The sequence below is a fragment of the Gordonia sp. w5E2 genome, from assembly GCF_036540975.1.
Taxonomy (GTDB): Bacteria; Actinomycetota; Actinomycetes; order Mycobacteriales; family Mycobacteriaceae; genus Gordonia; species Gordonia jacobaea.
Map to the genome: position 1 here is coordinate 4,723,911 of NZ_CP144213.1, position 15,233 is coordinate 4,739,143.

The 15,233-nt window shown below is 66.7% G+C and carries 13 protein-coding genes; 6 read left to right on the forward strand and 7 right to left on the reverse strand.

Annotated features, from left to right (window positions below):
• Nucleotides 1-48: 48 nt before the first annotated feature.
• The 3 genes from RND64_RS21405 to RND64_RS21415 are packed head-to-tail and all read right to left on the reverse strand — an operon-like array spanning nucleotide 49 to nucleotide 2,616.
• Entirely contained in the window at nucleotides 49-399 is a 351-nt protein-coding gene (locus RND64_RS21405; RefSeq protein ID WP_049700355.1) for a DUF6802 family protein, read from the reverse strand.
• Nucleotides 396-1,781 (reverse strand): hypothetical protein, encoded by a 1,386-nt coding sequence (locus tag RND64_RS21410; RefSeq protein ID WP_049700354.1) that lies wholly within the window; start codon nucleotides 1,779-1,781, stop codon nucleotides 396-398. The genes RND64_RS21405 and RND64_RS21410 overlap by 4 nt, the downstream gene beginning before the upstream one ends.
• A gap of 1 nt (nucleotide 1,782) precedes the next feature.
• Nucleotides 1,783-2,616, reverse strand: a complete 834-nt coding sequence (locus RND64_RS21415) for a hypothetical protein (RefSeq protein ID WP_049700353.1) — start codon at nucleotides 2,614-2,616, stop codon at nucleotides 1,783-1,785.
• A gap of 115 nt (nucleotides 2,617-2,731) precedes the next feature.
• On the opposite strand from RND64_RS21415, the gene trmB reads away from it, so the two are divergent.
• From trmB to RND64_RS21430, 3 genes are all read left to right on the forward strand, one after another.
• On the forward strand, nucleotides 2,732-3,583 hold the full coding sequence (gene trmB, locus RND64_RS21420) for a tRNA (guanosine(46)-N7)-methyltransferase TrmB (protein ID WP_049700466.1): 852 nt from the start codon (nucleotides 2,732-2,734) through the stop codon (nucleotides 3,581-3,583).
• Nucleotides 3,580-4,371, forward strand: a complete 792-nt coding sequence (locus RND64_RS21425) for a hypothetical protein (protein ID WP_049700352.1) — start codon at nucleotides 3,580-3,582, stop codon at nucleotides 4,369-4,371. Before trmB ends, RND64_RS21425 begins: the two co-directional genes overlap by 4 nt.
• Before the next feature lie 126 nt (nucleotides 4,372-4,497).
• A complete protein-coding gene (locus tag RND64_RS21430) occupies nucleotides 4,498-7,641 on the forward strand; it encodes an MMPL family transporter (protein WP_049700351.1) in 3,144 nt (1,047 codons plus the stop codon).
• A 13-nt stretch (nucleotides 7,642-7,654) separates the two neighbouring features.
• Here the strand turns inward: RND64_RS21430 and RND64_RS21435 are convergent, their stop codons facing one another.
• The 3 genes from RND64_RS21435 to RND64_RS21445 are packed head-to-tail and all read right to left on the reverse strand — an operon-like array spanning nucleotide 7,655 to nucleotide 10,838.
• Entirely contained in the window at nucleotides 7,655-8,323 is a 669-nt protein-coding gene (locus tag RND64_RS21435) for a response regulator (protein WP_049700350.1), read from the reverse strand.
• Nucleotides 8,320-9,453 (reverse strand): MacS family sensor histidine kinase, encoded by a 1,134-nt coding sequence (macS, locus tag RND64_RS21440; protein ID WP_049700349.1) that lies wholly within the window; start codon nucleotides 9,451-9,453, stop codon nucleotides 8,320-8,322. Before macS ends, RND64_RS21435 begins: the two co-directional genes overlap by 4 nt.
• The gene (locus RND64_RS21445) at nucleotides 9,450-10,838 is read right to left on the reverse strand and encodes an AI-2E family transporter (RefSeq protein ID WP_049700348.1); all 1,389 of its coding nucleotides are present in this window, start codon (nucleotides 10,836-10,838) and stop codon (nucleotides 9,450-9,452) included. The genes macS and RND64_RS21445 overlap by 4 nt, the downstream gene beginning before the upstream one ends.
• A 34-nt stretch (nucleotides 10,839-10,872) precedes the next feature.
• Between RND64_RS21445 and RND64_RS21450 the strand changes: the two genes are divergently transcribed.
• Complete coding sequence (locus RND64_RS21450) at nucleotides 10,873-12,006, forward strand: lysylphosphatidylglycerol synthase transmembrane domain-containing protein (RefSeq protein ID WP_049700347.1); 1,134 nt, start codon at nucleotides 10,873-10,875, stop codon at nucleotides 12,004-12,006.
• A 61-nt stretch (nucleotides 12,007-12,067) separates the two neighbouring features.
• Complete coding sequence (locus RND64_RS21455) at nucleotides 12,068-12,511, forward strand: DUF3054 domain-containing protein (protein WP_049700346.1); 444 nt, start codon at nucleotides 12,068-12,070, stop codon at nucleotides 12,509-12,511.
• On the opposite strand, the gene RND64_RS21460 is transcribed toward RND64_RS21455, so the two are convergent.
• Nucleotides 12,487-14,139 (reverse strand): NTF2-like N-terminal transpeptidase domain-containing protein, encoded by a 1,653-nt coding sequence (locus RND64_RS21460; protein ID WP_083444453.1) that lies wholly within the window; start codon nucleotides 14,137-14,139, stop codon nucleotides 12,487-12,489. The genes RND64_RS21455 and RND64_RS21460 overlap by 25 nt on opposite strands.
• 297 nt (nucleotides 14,140-14,436) lie before the next feature.
• On the opposite strand from RND64_RS21460, the gene RND64_RS21465 reads away from it, so the two are divergent.
• A complete protein-coding gene (locus RND64_RS21465) occupies nucleotides 14,437-15,204 on the forward strand; it encodes a pirin family protein (protein WP_049700345.1) in 768 nt (255 codons plus the stop codon).
• Nucleotides 15,205-15,233: the final 29 nt, after the last annotated feature.

The following is a 15,233-nucleotide window of genomic DNA, read 5'->3' on the forward strand; positions in this document are numbered from 1 at the left end:
GACTTGCAACCCACTGCCACCAGGACTTTCTGCTCTATGCGAACCCACTCACTCGAGTCTGCCGGAGTCCGTGGCGACCCAGATGCCGGTGTCGCGGTCGAGTGTTTGGGAGGCGAACGAGCCGTCGGAGCCCACCTGTGTGATGCGATCGACCTGACCGTCGTGGTCACTGTCGGTGTACACCGTCAGGCCCCCGGGACCACTGCGAGTCAACGAATCGGCCACCCCGTCTGCGTCGGTGTCGACGTCTGCGGGGCCGAGGTCCCAGATGCGGCCGTCGTCGTGCATCAGCAGGTTGTCGGCGGGCGAATCGGGCTGCGACCCCGGTTCGGTGAGGCCGGCCCAGTCCCGGTGCTCCTCACCGGATACGTCTCCGAAGTCGAACGAGTCGATGTTCACTGGCTACCCCCACTGACTGCCCCGCCCGCTGCGCGGAGCTCTCTGAGACGTTGATCGATCTCGGCGACCTCGTCGGCGATTCGACGACCCTGGCGATCGTATGCGCGCAGCACCTGGCCGCCGATGCGCGATTCCGCCTCGGTGAGCTGCATGGCAACCCGACGTTCGACCCGGGCACGAACGTCGGCGAGAACGTCGTTGACCCAGGTGCGCACCTGCGCGCGAACGGTTGCCGCACGCCGCATCCGGATCACCCACACCGCCACCGCGAGTCCGAGCAGGAGCGCCGCGGGCATGCTGATCCACTGCAGCGTGTGCACCGAGGCCAGCGGCGCGACCGCGAGTCTGCCGATTCCGATACCCGTCGACGCACCGATCAGCAGCAGCATGGCGTCCTCGCCCGTGCGTCGCCCGGACGGCAGATCGCGACGCGCGACGATCGGCTCGTCGTCTCGGTGCGCGGGCGGATCGTCGACGTCGAGTCCGACGAGCGTCGACGACGCGACGGCGTCGAGTCGGGTGTCGGTGATGGCGTCGAGGTCGGTGACGAGACCGTCGATCTCGCGGTCGAGCCAGGCGGCGTCGGCTTCGACGTCGGAGCCGGTGGTCGCGGCGCCACGGTGTTCGGCGCGCGCGACGAGCGCACGAACCCGCGCCGTGATGTCGGCGCCGCTCTGCGCACGCACGCGGACGATTCCCGCGCGAAGCGACGCCAGCCTGTCCGCTCGTCCCCTGTCTCTGAGCGCCAGTAATCGTGCGCGACGGATCGCCAAGGCGTCGGGGTCGACGCGGTCGTCGGAGTCCACAGGGGTCGGTGCTTGCGGGATTTTCGGTTGCGGGGTTTTCGGTTGCGGGATGCGTGCGGTGGGCTCGGCGTTCGGTGTCGCGAACCAGTCGAGCAGATCGCCGATCCCCGACTCGTCGACGGCGCCCGCGAGTGCCGCGGCTGCTGACACCGCGAAGACCGGTAGCGCTCCGGCGGGATCGAGTTCTGACCGATATCCACGCACGATCCGCGGCCAATCCCAGAACGACTCGATGCGGCAACAGACCAGAGCAACATGCTCCACCGCCGAGGTCAGCTCCCGCAGCGCGGCGAGATCCTCGTCGTCGACGACCGCCGATGCCGGATCGATGACCAGCACCGCAGCGTTGGCGCCCGCGAGGTCGCGGTTCGGATCGAATGTCACGAAGTCGATGGCCGAACCCCCAGGGCCCTCTGTCGACGCAGAGCCCTCTTTTGACGCAGCACCCTCTATCGACGCCGCGACCGCCCGACACGCCTCCACGAGAGGCTCGACGTCGACACCTTCGGCGGCAGCCACGGCGACCCGACACAGCGGAACGAGACCGGCGGCGAGCGTCGACAACTCGGAGCCCACGTCACACACCTTCCGTCTGCAGGAGCCGTTCGACGCTGTCGCGGTCGGCGCCGGCTGCCGCGGCCAGCTCGAGCGATGCGCGCACCTGCGCACCCCGATGGGCAGCGACCGCGGGCATGCACGTCTCGATCGCGTCGCGCAGAGCGTCGAATCCGCTTGTCGCTCGTAAGTATCTGGTGAGTGCCGCTGCGGTGGCGGCCGCCGGGTCGTCGACGGCCAGAAGAGTCAGCGCACGCCCGATACCAGCGGCGTCGAGGCGTCGAATCAGGTCGGCGCGCATCTGCGACTGAGGCCGTGCGGGCGCGAGAAAGTGGCCGGACATCGACGGCATCGCCTCACCGTCGGCGGCGAGTGTGCGGAGGAACGCTAACTCGTCGTCGGACACCGTGACCCACGCCGACAACTGCGAGACCGCGACGACCGGCCTGCCGAGTGACTCACTCGCGACGCGGACCAGCCCGTCTGCGGCATCGGCCGAGAGTGTGTCGGCCTTTCCGAGGACGACGACGGTCCGCTCGCCTGGCGAGGCGGCGAGCATGTCGTGGTCGGCACCTCGCGGCGCTCCGGCGAGCACGTGCACTCGAAGATCGGCTCCGGCGAGGACGCCCGACCCACGCTCGGCCACGAATGCCGCGACCCCGAACCGCTCACACAACGCGCGCGCCATGGTGTCGCGACCCACCCCGCGCCGACCGACCACCGCAACCGACAGTGGCTGCACGTAGCGTCGCGCGGCGGCGTCGAGCGTGCCGAAAGCGGGCGAATCGGGCGCGACGAGCTGCCCGATCGATCCCGACGACAGTGCGCGAGCGAGCGGACCCGTTGGATCGATCACGCACTCACCCCCACTCGAGACCGGCCGATCTTCCCTGGTGGAAGGGTAGTCGCAGTTGGGTGAGGTGGCGCAGCAGATTGCACAAGCGGGTGTCGACGTGTGCATGACCGACCCGATGAGCCACGATGGACCGGTGAACTCCTCCCCCGGACCGGCCGACGGCCAAGGCGACGCGTCACGCCTCTACCCGCGCGTGACCAGCTTCCGCTTCCGCCGCGGCTCGCTGACGCCGGGCCAGCAGCGCAACTGGGAGACGCTGTGGCCGGTGCTGGGCCGCGACCTGGCAACCGACCCGGCCCAGACCCCGGAACCACCCATCGACTTCGACGCGCTGTTCGGGCGTGAGGCACCCCGCGTGCTCGAGATCGGCAGCGGAACCGGCATCTCGACCGCCGCGATGGCGGCAGACGAACCCGACGTCGACGTGATCGCCGTCGAGGTCTACAAGCCGGGCCTGGCACAGCTCGTCGGACTCGTCGACCGCGCAGGCCTGACCAATGTGCGCATGATCCGCGGCGACGGCGTCGTCGTGTTGCGTGAACTGATCCCGTCCGGATCGCTCACCGCGATTCGCCTCTTCTTTCCCGACCCCTGGCCCAAATCGCGCCATCACAAGCGCCGCTTCGTCCAACGAGGCACCATCGAACTCATGGCTGACCGACTCCGGCCCGGCGGCGTCCTGCATATCGCCACCGACCATGCGGACTACGCGGAGTGGATCGCCGAAATCCTCGCAACACAGAATCCCGAGCGGGTCCATGTCGTACCCGCGACCACTGCGGTGCCGGTCTCGCTCGAGCGTCCGACCACCAAGTTCGAAGGTCGCGCAGAGCGCGAGGGCCGCGAGGTCAACGAGTTCGTCTACGTCCGACCCCGTGAGAAGGCGACGGCTGAGGGCTCAGACAACCCAGAATCTCCAGAAACCCCTGAATCTCCAGAGATCCCGACAGGCGGCGAAGGCTCATGACCGACACCCGTGGCACGGCCGCACGCTTCGCCGACACGATCTCCGGACAAAGCGGCGCGCAGCGCGTCCTTCTGGTCTGGGACGCACCCAACATGGACATGGGCCTCGGGTCCATTCTCGGCGGACGGCCGACGGCGGCGCACCGACCGCGGTTCGACGCGCTCGGCCGCTGGCTACTCCAGCGCACCGCCGACATCTCGGCACAGGCAGCCGTCGCGGCCTACGATCGGTCGGTCGGCGACGACAACGCCGATGACAGTGCGATCGACGATGACGATGCTCGCGACGGCGATAGTGATGTCGACGACATTTCGACGACGTCGGACACCGCGGTCCAGATCGAACCCGAGGCGACGGTCTTCACCAACATCGTGCCTGGTAGCGCCGACGTCGTGCGGCCATGGGTCGACGCGTTACGCAACGTCGGGTACGCGGTGTTCGCCAAGCCGAAACTCTCCGAGGACAGTGATGTGGACTCCGACATGCTCGACCACATCGAGCTTCGCAGGCACACTGTTGGGTTAGCCGGGCTTATCGTCGCGTCCGCAGATGGTCAGGCGTTTCGGGATCCACTGATCGAGATCGCAGCCGAAGGCGTTCCGGTCACGGTCATCGGGTTCCGCGAACACGTGAGCTGGGCGCTGTCGACGGACGGACTCGAGTTCGTTGATCTCGAGGAGATACCCGGTGTGTTCCGGGAGCCGCTGCCTCGGATCGGGCTCGATTCACTGCCAGACGACGGCGCGTGGCTCACCCCGTTCCGGCCGCTGCGCGCACTTCTCCGCTGAGAGAACAGTCCGCTCGGACCGCAAACCCAGCCCGAAACACCAAGAGCCAAACCTCAGCAAGCACTCAGGCACCACTGAAACAATCTCGGCAACTATCTCGGCGAGACTTTCCCGAAAGGAGTCGGCGTGTTCGGAGCCATCGGAACATTCGTCTTCCGGATGCGCTTTGCCGTCATCGCGGTGTTGGTCGCCATCATGGGCGGCCTCGGCCTCTACGGACTCGGCCTCGGCAACCACCTGTCGCAGAGCGGCTGGTTCGACCCGACCGCCCAGTCGTCGAAGGGTTCGGTCGTCGCCGACACCGCCTTCGGCCGCGACCATCGCTCCGACGTCATCCTCCTCATCACCCCGCCCGCAGGGACGCAGGTCGACGACAAGGAGTTCGGCACCAAGGTCGAGAAGGTCGTCGACGATCTGCTGCAGCAGCATCCCGATGTGGTGCAGCGAGCAGCCGAGGCTCCCGATTCGACCGATCAGCAGGCCTACGAGAACGCACTGCGCAACAACCACGAGATCATCGACCCCTTCTACCTGAAGGACGACACGGTCGCGCAGAAGGCGGCACAGGACACCATCAGGTCGCGGACGTTCACCGCGGACAAGAAGCAGGCCTTCATCAGCATCGGCGTCGCGGGCAACGACGACACCTCCGTGCTCGCGAACTACCAGAAGATCGAACCGTTCCTGCAGGGCGTCGTCGACGATCCCGGTAAGTACGGTCTCGAGGGCACCCGTTTCCAGTTGGCCGGCCTCCAGCCCGTCGCAGGAGCGATGGCCAGCGGCATGGACGACGACATCCGACGCGCCGAGGTCATCGCGCTTCCGCTGGTCGCGGTGATGTTGTTCTTCATCTTCGGCGGTGTCATCGCCGCCTGTCTCCCGGTGTTCATCGGCGGTCTGACCATCGCGGGCTCGCTGGGCATCATGAACATCATCGCCCAGCTCACCGAGCTCAATATCTTCGCGCAGTCGGTGGTCACCCTGATCGGCCTCGGCATCGCGATCGACTACGGCCTGTTCATCGTCAGCAGATTCAGAGAAGAACTCGCAGAGGGTTACAGCACCAAGGCCGCGGTACGAAGAACCGTGATGACCGCGGGACAAACCGTGGTCTTCTCGGCGACCATCATCGTCGCCGCAATCGCATGTCTGCTGATGATGCCGCAGGGCTTCTTGAAGTCCGTCGCGTACGGCGCGATCTTCTCGGTGTCGTTGGCCGCGATCCTCTCGATCACGGTGCTGCCGGCCATCCTGAGCATCCTCGGACCGAAGATCGACGCCTTTGGGCTGCCGTTCCTCCGGCGCACCAAGACCAAGGCCGAGATCGAGAACGGCTTCTGGGGTCGCCTGTCGGGGTGGGTCATGCGCCACCCGGTCGCCACCGCGGTTCCGACCGTCCTGATCCTGCTGGTGCTCACCATCCCGATCGGCGGCATCAAGTTCGGCGGCATCAGCGAGGCTTATCTGCCGCCGGACAACCCGAGCCGTGTCGCGCAGGAGGACTTCGACAAGGCGTTCCCGAAGGAACGCACCGAAGAGGTCAAGCTCGTCATCTCCTACGACGTCAACGACCCCGACAGCGGCACCAAGATCCAGCAGATCGCCGACGAGGCCAACAAGATCCCCGGCTTCACCAAGCCGTTCAGCCCGTCGGCCGACGACGGAGCACTCACCGGGACCTACGGCTTCAACGGTCCGCAGGTCATCCAGATGTCGGCGGGTCTGGTCAATCGCGATACCGCCGGCGCGGCCGTCAAGGACCTGCGCGCCATCGACAAACCCGCGGGCATCCAGATGTGGGTGGCCGGAACTCCGGCACTCGTGCAGGACTCCATCGACGCCCTGCTCACCCGACTGCCCCTCATGGCGATCCTGCTCGTCCTGGTCACCGGATTGCTGATGTTCCTGGCGTTCGGATCGCTGGTGCTACCGATCAAGGCGGCACTCATGTCGGCGCTGGGCCTCGCGGCGACGCTGGGCATCTTGACGTGGATCTTCGTCGACGGTCACGGCGCGTCGATCGCCAACTTCACGCCCGGCCCGCTGTTTGCGGCCGTCTTGGTGCTGATCATCGCGATCGTGTTCGGTTTATCCACGGACTACGAGATATTCCTGTTGTCCCGCATGGTCGAAGCGAGACAGAAAGGCGCGAGCACCACGGAAGCGGTCCGCGTCGGTACAGCACACACGGGTCGGATCATCACCGCGGCAGCTGCGATTCTCATCGTCGTGACGGGCGCTTTCGGACTGTCCGACATCGTGATGATGAAGTACATCGCGTACGGCATGATCGCGGCCCTCATCCTCGACGCGACCATCATCCGCATGTTGCTGGTGCCGTCGACGATGAAGCTGCTCGGCGACGACTGCTGGTGGGCACCGCGCTGGATGAAGACCATGCAGCGCAAGATCGGCCTCGGCGAGACGATTCTCGACGACGAGCCCGACGCCAAGGTCGCCGGTGCGGGCGCCGGCACGCAGGGTATGCGCGCGGGCACGCTGATCTCCGAGGTACCGACGACCGCCATGCGGGCGGCTCCGCGTGCCGCCGCAACGGTCTCGGCGGGCGCAGCCACACGCTCCATGCGCGCAGGTTCGGCGCCGCGACCAACCCCCGCGCCCCAGCCGGCCCCGGCGCCGCAACCGATGCAACGTCGCGCTGCGCAGCCTTCCGCGCAACCTGCAGCGGCCCAACCTGCAGCAACCCAGCCGGCAGCACGCAGCGGGCCGTCGCGTCCGCCGTCGGACCGACGTCCTGCCCTGCGCGACCAGCGTCCCGCACAGACGCTCGACGAGATCGAGCCGGTACGTACGCGCACCGCTCGCCCGCCGTCACCGCGGCGTCAGAAGTCCGATCGTCCCGACACCGGCGGGTGGATGCTCGGCGAGGGCGGCATCCGCCTGAACCAGCCGCAGTCGGGCGCCACAGGCCCGTCGCCGCTGGGTCGACGCCCCGATCTCGACAAGACCGGCAAGCGTCCGCTCGTCGCGTCGCTGTCGCCGGAGCAGGCGCGGGCAACGCAGCAACGCGCACCCGAGGGTGCACAGTCGCCGATGGAGCGTGGACTCTCCCCCGACGCGGCGCGCCGAGCACAGCCACCCGTCGCACCGAGCGAGGAACATCAGACCCGCACGACGCCGCCCCGGCGTTCGCGCCCCGACGATGGACCGAGTCGGTCGGATCGCCACGCACGCGCCGACGAGACGCCCGGCGAGAACCGGCAGATCAGCGTGCAGGAGTTGTTGCGCCGCAGCCGTTCCGGCGAGTAGCGGGTCAGTCAGCTCACTCGTCGTCGATCCCGTGCTCTATCGCGTACCGCGCGAGTTCGACACGGTTGCCGAGCTGTAGTTTGCGCAACGTCGACTGCACGTGATTCTCGACGGTCCGGTGGCTCAAGGTCAGCTTCCGGGCAATCTGCTTGGCGCTCATGCCCTTTGCGACGTAGCGCAGCACCTCGGTTTCACGCTCGGTGAGCACCGGGGTCTGCGGTGCGCGGTCGGGTTCTGACGACATGCGCCGGAATTCACCGAGTACGAGACCCGCGAGTCCCGGCGTGAACACCGCCTGGCCTGCCGCGGTCGCCCGCACCGCGTCGATCAGTTCCTCCTTCGACGCACTCTTGACCAGATAGCCACTCGCGCCGGCCTTTACGGCGTCGAGCACGTCGTCGCGCTCGTCAGATGCCGACAAGACCAACACCCGCGTCTTCGGCGACACCTCGAGGACCGCCGCGGTGGCCTCCGCCCCGTTGCCGTCGGGCAGTTGCATGTCCATGAGCACGACGTCGGGTCGCACCGCACCGGCACGACGCCCCGCAGCGCCGGACGAATCGGCAGTCGCCACGATCTCGAACCCCGCGTCGGAGAGATCGCGCGCCACCCCGTCCCGCCACATCGGATGGTCGTCGACAACCATCACCCGCAGTTGGCTGGCATCTTGCGTATCGCTCATCTCTTCTCCCGCGTCACCGGTACCGTCAGTTCCCACTCCGTGCCTATTCCCTCGTCGGAGTCGAGTATCGCTGTGCCACCGAGCGATTCGATTCTCGCGACGATGGACTGCGCGACGCCGAGCCTGCCGGCGCGACGTGCCTCGTCGAGCCGTCCCGCCGCGATACCCACACCGTCGTCGCGGACACTCACGACCACGGTGTCGTCGAGGTCTTCGAGGAGTACGTAGGCCCGCGCCCCCGCACCCGCGTGATGAGTGACGTTGTCGAGTGCGTTGATCACGGCGGCGCTGATCTCGCGTGCCGTCGTCGCGTCGATGATCACCGGGTCCGCGGGCGCGCTCACCGCGGCGGCGTCACCGCCGGCAGCGCGCAGCAGCGCGGTCAGATCCGCAGTCCCACATGTCGATTCACCGCCGACGTCGACATCGGAGATCAGGCGACGCAAGGCGACCTCCTGAGTTGCCGCGAGGTCGGCGAGTTGCGCTGTCGGACCGCCTATCTCACGCCCACGTTTGGAGATGAACGAAAGTACCTGAAGCACACCGTCATGCACCTCGCGGGACAGTCTCTCGCGTTCGGTCGCAGCCGCCGCGACGCGCGCAGCAGCGGCCAACTCCGCTTGCGCCCGACGGGCGTTGACCGCCGCGAGTCCCACCGCGACGCCGGACGCCATCATCACGAGGATCGTCGCGTTGCGGCCGAAGTTGAGGTCGAGCCAGCCCTTGACGAAAGCGCTTGTGCCGCCGACGACCAGACCTGCAACGAGGCCGACGATCGGCCCGCCGAGCAGCGCCGCGGAGATCACCGAGTTGGTGGCCCACAGCGTCGTCGGCCATGTCTGATTGTTGAGCGCCCACGATTCGCTGGCCACATACGATGTCGACAACATGAGTGCGCAGGCGATCACCAATTCTGCGCCGACCCAATACCAATTGCGGCCGAAGCCAACGTAATACGCGATGCCGCAGGCCACGGTCCACGCGGTGAGTAACCCGAACAACACCCACGTCACACCCGGGTGCAGCAGGTCGTCGTCGATCGCGATCCGGAACCCGAGCGCGTAGAGGTACGACAACAGTCGCAGCACCTGCGCGCCGCGCCAGAGCGGCGTGACCGGATCACTTCTCATGACGTCTCGTCGGGGTCCTTCACGGGTGCTGTGTCGTCGGGCGCCGTGTCGTCGGTTGCCGTGTCTCCCGTGTCGTCCACGCGAGCACCATCACCGTCGAGCCCTCGCTCGACGTCCGCCTCGGCGTCGGCTTTCGAGACACCGACGCCCTCCTCGACCGCGACGCCCGCCGAGGCGGTCGCGGCATCGAGATCTCGGTTGTCCCAATGAGGTTCGTCGGGTTCGGCGTAATGATACGAACCCTCACCACTCGAGATCGGCAGGTTGCGGTGGCCCGCGAGATATCGCACGGCGGTATTCGCGAACGCGATGATCGGTACGGCGAACAGACCGCCGATGATTCCCGCCCCGACGATGCCCGCGGCGATCGCGAGGATCACCGCGACCGGATGCAATCGCACCGACCTGCCGAGCAGGAACGGTTGCAGCACATGGCCTTCGAGCTGCATGACGCCGACCAGGATCGCCAATACGATCACCGCGGTCAGCCAGCCCTGCGTGACCAGCGCGATCACGACGGCGAGCGAACCACTGATCAGTGCGCCGACGATCGGGATGAACGAGAACAGGAAGATCACCGTTGCCAGCGGCAGGGCCAGCGGAACGCGCAGGATCGCCAGCCCGATGCCGATACACACGGCGTCGACGAGGGCGACGATCACCGTCGCACGCACGTAGCCGACCAGGGTGCCGAAGCCCGCGACTCCCGCGGCAGCGACCCGACCTCGGGTATTGCGAGGTACGAGTCGGCAGCAGAACTCCCAGATCTGACCGCCGCCGTAGAGGAAGAAGATCGTCAGGAAGACCATCAGCAACGCGCCGGTGACCAGTTCGGTCGCCGTCGTTGCCGTGGCGACGGCACCACCGGCGAGTTTGGCCTGGTTGTGCTCCATGAGGTTGATGATGTTCGACCCGAGGTTGCGCACCTGCGATTCGTCGACGTCGAGTGGGCCGTCGACCAACCACTCCCGGGTGCGGTCGATGGTGACCGTGATCTCGGCGGTCAGTGCGGGGAATCCGTGGACGAACGCTCGGCCGACAAACGTCAGGACGGTGGCAACGACACCGAGCGCGACCAGCATCATCACGACGACGGCGAGCGAGCGCGGCAGACCCTTCCGATCGAGCCAGTCGACGCCCGGCACGAGGAATGCCGACACCAGAATCGCCAGCGCAACCGGAACGAGTACCTCGTCGAATTGCAGGAACAGACGCCCGAGGACGTAGATGGCGAGGAGGATCAGCAGGAGCCGCCAGACCCACTCGGCTGTGGCACGGACAAACGGGTGGACCTTGGATCGGTCGAGCTCGGCCAGCGACCTGCCAGACGCACCCGCTTCTGCATCTTCGGGATATCCGTCGTTCGTTCGAGCGGCATGGTCCACGGAAGTCACACTAGCTGTCGTTACCCTTGGCCGTATGACGTCGGATACACCGGCGGTCCACCGCACCGCCACGCGCTCACGCTTCTGGTGGGTTCGGTGGGTGCTGGTGGCGGTCGTGGTGGTCGTCCTGGCGGTCGAGATCGTGCTGATCTGGCCGAAACTCGAAGAGGCCGCGCACCGAATCGGTGATCTCGATTGGGTGTGGCTCGTCGCGTGCATCGTCGCCGCATTGCTCTCGATGGACAGCTTTGCGCAGGTACAGCGTGCGCTGCTGCGCTCGGCGGGTGTCCGTGTGTCCGAGTGGAAGTCGCTGTCGGTGGTGCTGGCCGCGAACTCGGTCAGCCAGACGCTGCCGGGCGGTCAGGTGCTCGCGCCTGCCTTTACCTACCGCGAGACCCGAAAATGGGGTGCCACGCCCGTCATCGCGTCGTGGCAGGTCGTCATGTCCGGACTGCTCGCGGGTGTGGGGCTCGCGGTGCTCGGCTTCGGGGGCGCACTGCTCGCGGGCGCCAAGACCAGCCCGTTCTCTGTGGTCTTCTCCGCGGTCGGATTCATCGCGGTGGCTGTCGTGCTGCAGTACCTCGCCAGCCATCCGGAGTCGTTGCAGTCGACCGGCGAACGTGTACTCGGCTGGATCAACCAGGTACGCAGCAAGCCGGCCGATCACGGGGTGGCGCGGCTGCTGGAGACACTCGAACAGCTGCGGGCCGTCCAGCTCACGCGCCGCGACACCAGCGTCGCCTTCGCGTGGAGCTTGTTCAACTGGATCGCCGACGTCGCATGTCTGATGTTCGCGTGCTGGGCGGTCGGGGCTCATCCGAGCATCTCCGGCCTGATGGTCGCCTACGCGGCGGGCAAGGCGGTCGGTACGGCCATCCCGCTGCTACCCGGAGGCATCGGTGTGGTCGACGCCGTGCTCGTCCCGGCGCTGACCAGTGCGGGGATGCCTGCCGCCGACGCGCTGACAGCGGTGCTCGTCTACCGCATCATCAGCTATGTGTTCATCGCCTTGATCGGGTGGATCGTCGTGTTCTTCCTGTTCCGGTCGCGTATCCGAACCGACGATTCGATCGGCGAGGAGATCGATCGCGACGTCGAGTCGGGCGACTTCGACCCGGCCGCGAATCCCGGGCAGAAGGAGTTGGGGCCCGAGCCGCCCCCCTCATGAAAACCCCACCCCGCGACCCGCAGCACGTCGTCGACGGTGGGTGGCGCTACCGTGGATACCCATGTCGAAGTCTGACGTGAGCGATCCGACCAGCAGTCGGCACTCGACGACGTTTCCGCTGGCCGCGGCAGCGCTCTGCGACGCCGTCGCCGTCGTCGTGTTCGTACTGATCGGCAGGGCGAATCACCACGACGGCTTCGCGCTGATCGGAGTGTTGCAGACCCTGTGGCCGTTCCTGGTCGCCACCGCCGCGGGCTGGTCGATTGCCTACGTCTACGCGCACGTCCGGTCGAGTGAATGGTTCGGCAGCGACTTCCGGCCGGCCCGCATCATCCCGTCAGGTCTGGTGATCTGGATCTGCACCGTCGCGATCGGCATGGTGCTGCGCTACCTGCTGCACCAGGGCGTCGCTCTGAGCTTCATCATCGTCGCGACCATCGCGCTCGGCCTGTTCATGCTCGGCTGGCGCGCGGTCGTCGCCTACGCGATGCGGAAGTACTTCTGAGCGACCTGTAGCGCAGCGGTCCCCGACTTCTCACCCTCGGTGTAGATCACGATGACCTTGCCGCCCTGAATGCCGACGAACCAGCCCGGACCCTGCGGTCCGTTGGTTCCGACCAGCGCTTTCAGGCCGGGCGCGCGGGTCAGGTCACTGGCGTCGCCGGTCTTGGCCGTTGTCGTCATGGCCGCGAGGATCGGTGCGCTCACCGACTTGTCGATCGCGCCGAGCGAACCTCCGTCGACCTTGGTCGGCGCTCCCGAGATGACTGCGGGAGCAACCGAGCTCTGATCCCCCGCATCAGCGCGTGCCATCGACACACCGAGCGCGGCCATGTTCAGCATGGTCGCCGTCGCCGACTGTGGTCGATAGTCGATGGTCGCGACACCTGGCTTCGGTGTCGTCGGCGTCGACGCTCCGGGAACCGTGAAGGTGACGCCGAGCCCCAGCCTGTCGAGCGCCGTGTCCGACGACTCCTTGTTCGACGACTGCTTCTGCGACGTGGCCTTGTCGACGGCCGAGAAGACGGGATCGAGTGTCGCGCCGACCGGATACGCCTGGTCGACGCTGTTGCCGCGCTCGGCCGCGTAGTCGTTCTGCGCAAGCCCGAGAATCCGGCCCGACCCGGCGTCGAGCGCCATGATGGTCGCGGGTTGCCCGACCTCGACGGCCGCGTCACCGAGGGTCAACTGCACCTGCTGGTTGATCGACGTCGCCACGTCGGGACCAGGAGGCCCCTGCTCACCCGCGAGCTTGCGCGGCGCGAGACCGGGGCCGACCATCTGGACCTGCCATCCGGCCGTCGCGTCGCGGATCGCCTGCCAGTAGTTGGTCAGTGCCGGTTCCAGAGGCGACGAGAGTCGACGGTCGGCCATGACGAGCATGCCGGTCTTGTTCACCGAGACTCCGGGAACCGCAGCAGGATCGCTGGTCATTACACCCATGTCGGGATCGCGCAGGGTCACCGCGACGATCGGCTTGTCCGGTGTCGCCGCGAGCTTCGCGTTGATCACCTCGGGTGTGATCAGCGGCGCGATCGGCGCCAGCGTCCGCGAGAGGGCGCGCACCGACGCTTGCAGATCCTTGGTCTTGGCCGGGTCGAGAATGATCTCGTTGACCGGCGCCAACACCATGAACGGCTTGCCGGACACGCTGTTGACCGTCGGGGCCGGCCGCGCATCGGTCCGGATCTCACGGAGGTTGCCGCCGACGGGCAACCCCTGGGCCAGGAGAGCGGGATCCCACGTGATCTTCCAGCCGGAACTCAGGTGCCGAGCAGTGCCCGACGTCGCCGACTCGAACGAGCGGTCCTTGTCCCACCGCCAGGTGGTCTTCAGATTGAACGACGCGGTGCCGTCGCTGTACTCCTCCGGCTTGTCGACGTCTACGTCGATCGATTGAGGGTTCATCGCGGTAACGGTCTGCGTCAGGGCATCCGCCGCCTGTCCGGGGGCGGTGGTGAACGACGCTGCTGCGGCGGCGTCTTTCCTGCTCAGTGCGCTGGCGAACTCGCTGACCGCCGCCGCGGCACCGGTATCTGGACCGCTCGTGACCATTCGCCAGGTGACGAAACCACCGGCACCGACGAGGACTACGCAGGCAACAAGAGCTACCCACCGCAAGCAATACTTCATAGTCCCATTCTTCACTTTAGTCACACGAGTAACACCATCAACCTGCTTGCGGTCGGAACTCGGACTAGTCACGATCTCGTCTCGGCCCCCGTCAATCTCACGGTCGGCCGTGCGATCGGGGGCGTCGGCCAGGGACTTCGCGGTGGCCGAGTCGATGAGTTTCTCGCCGTCGGAATCGTCGTCTCGCGGACCGGAGTCGACGAGGAGGTCTGAACCCTCAGCCACGCCGGAGTCAACCTCTGCTGCAGCGCGGTGGCGGCCTGAACTCCGCGTCAGAGCCGATGCCCATAATGGGTCATGGTCTTCACGGTGCTCCGGGCCGAAGTCCGGGAGGTGACGTCGACCGATTGGTTGACCTCCCGTCACTCGTTCTCATTCGGCGATCATTACGATCCATCAAACACCCATCATGGACTTCTCATTGCATGCAATGAAGAAGTTTTACTACCCGGACATGGATTCGATGCCCACCATCATTCGGATTCCGAAATCGTCACGTGGGTGGTCTCCGGCACGTTGGTGCACACGGACTCCGCAGGTCACACCGGCGTCGTCTATCCCGGTCTCGCCCAACGAATGAGCGCCGGCTCCGGCATCGACCACACCGAACGCAACGACCCGTGGCCTGACCTGCACGAATCGGGTTCCGAACCGGTCCACTACATACAGATGTGGCTGGTACCCGACGAGTACGGCATCACGCCGTCGTACGAGCAGCGCGACATCTCCGCAGCACTCGCCGGGGGCGATCTCGTCGCCGTGGCGTCGGGCGACCCATCGGTCGATGCCGCGATCACGATCAGCAACCGCGCCGCGACGCTTTTCGCCGTCCGTATCGCACCGGGCTCCTCAGTCAGCATCCCCGACGCCCGGTTCACCCATGTCCTCGTCGTCGACGGCCGGGCCGTGCTGTCCACAACAGATCAGGCCGCCGAAGTCACCCTCACGGCAGGCGACGCTGCGCGCGGCGTCGACACCTCCGGGGCCACGCTGCAGACGGACGCGGGAGATGGACCCGCCGAGATTCTGATCTGGGCCATGGACAAAGCACTCGGAGAGCCGTAACTCAACTGAAGGTAGCCGGGCGGCGTGAC

Excerpts from the sequence above, each read along its gene's own strand:
- RND64_RS21460 (WP_083444453.1), bottom strand. The coding sequence starts at position 14,139 with ATGAAGTATTGCTTGCGGTGGGTAGCTCTTGTTGCCTGCGTAGTCCTC.
- RND64_RS21465 (WP_049700345.1), top strand. The coding sequence starts at position 14,437 with ATGGTCTTCACGGTGCTCCGGGCCGAAGTCCGGGAGGTGACGTCGACC.
- macS (WP_049700349.1), bottom strand. The coding sequence starts at position 9,453 with ATGAGAAGTGATCCGGTCACGCCGCTCTGGCGCGGCGCGCAGGTGCTG.
- RND64_RS21425 (WP_049700352.1), top strand. The coding sequence starts at position 3,580 with ATGACCGACACCCGTGGCACGGCCGCACGCTTCGCCGACACGATCTCC.
- RND64_RS21450 (WP_049700347.1), top strand. The coding sequence starts at position 10,873 with ATGACGTCGGATACACCGGCGGTCCACCGCACCGCCACGCGCTCACGC.
- RND64_RS21455 (WP_049700346.1), top strand. The coding sequence starts at position 12,068 with ATGTCGAAGTCTGACGTGAGCGATCCGACCAGCAGTCGGCACTCGACG.
- trmB (WP_049700466.1), top strand. The coding sequence starts at position 2,732 with ATGAGCCACGATGGACCGGTGAACTCCTCCCCCGGACCGGCCGACGGC.
- RND64_RS21435 (WP_049700350.1), bottom strand. The coding sequence starts at position 8,323 with ATGAGCGATACGCAAGATGCCAGCCAACTGCGGGTGATGGTTGTCGAC.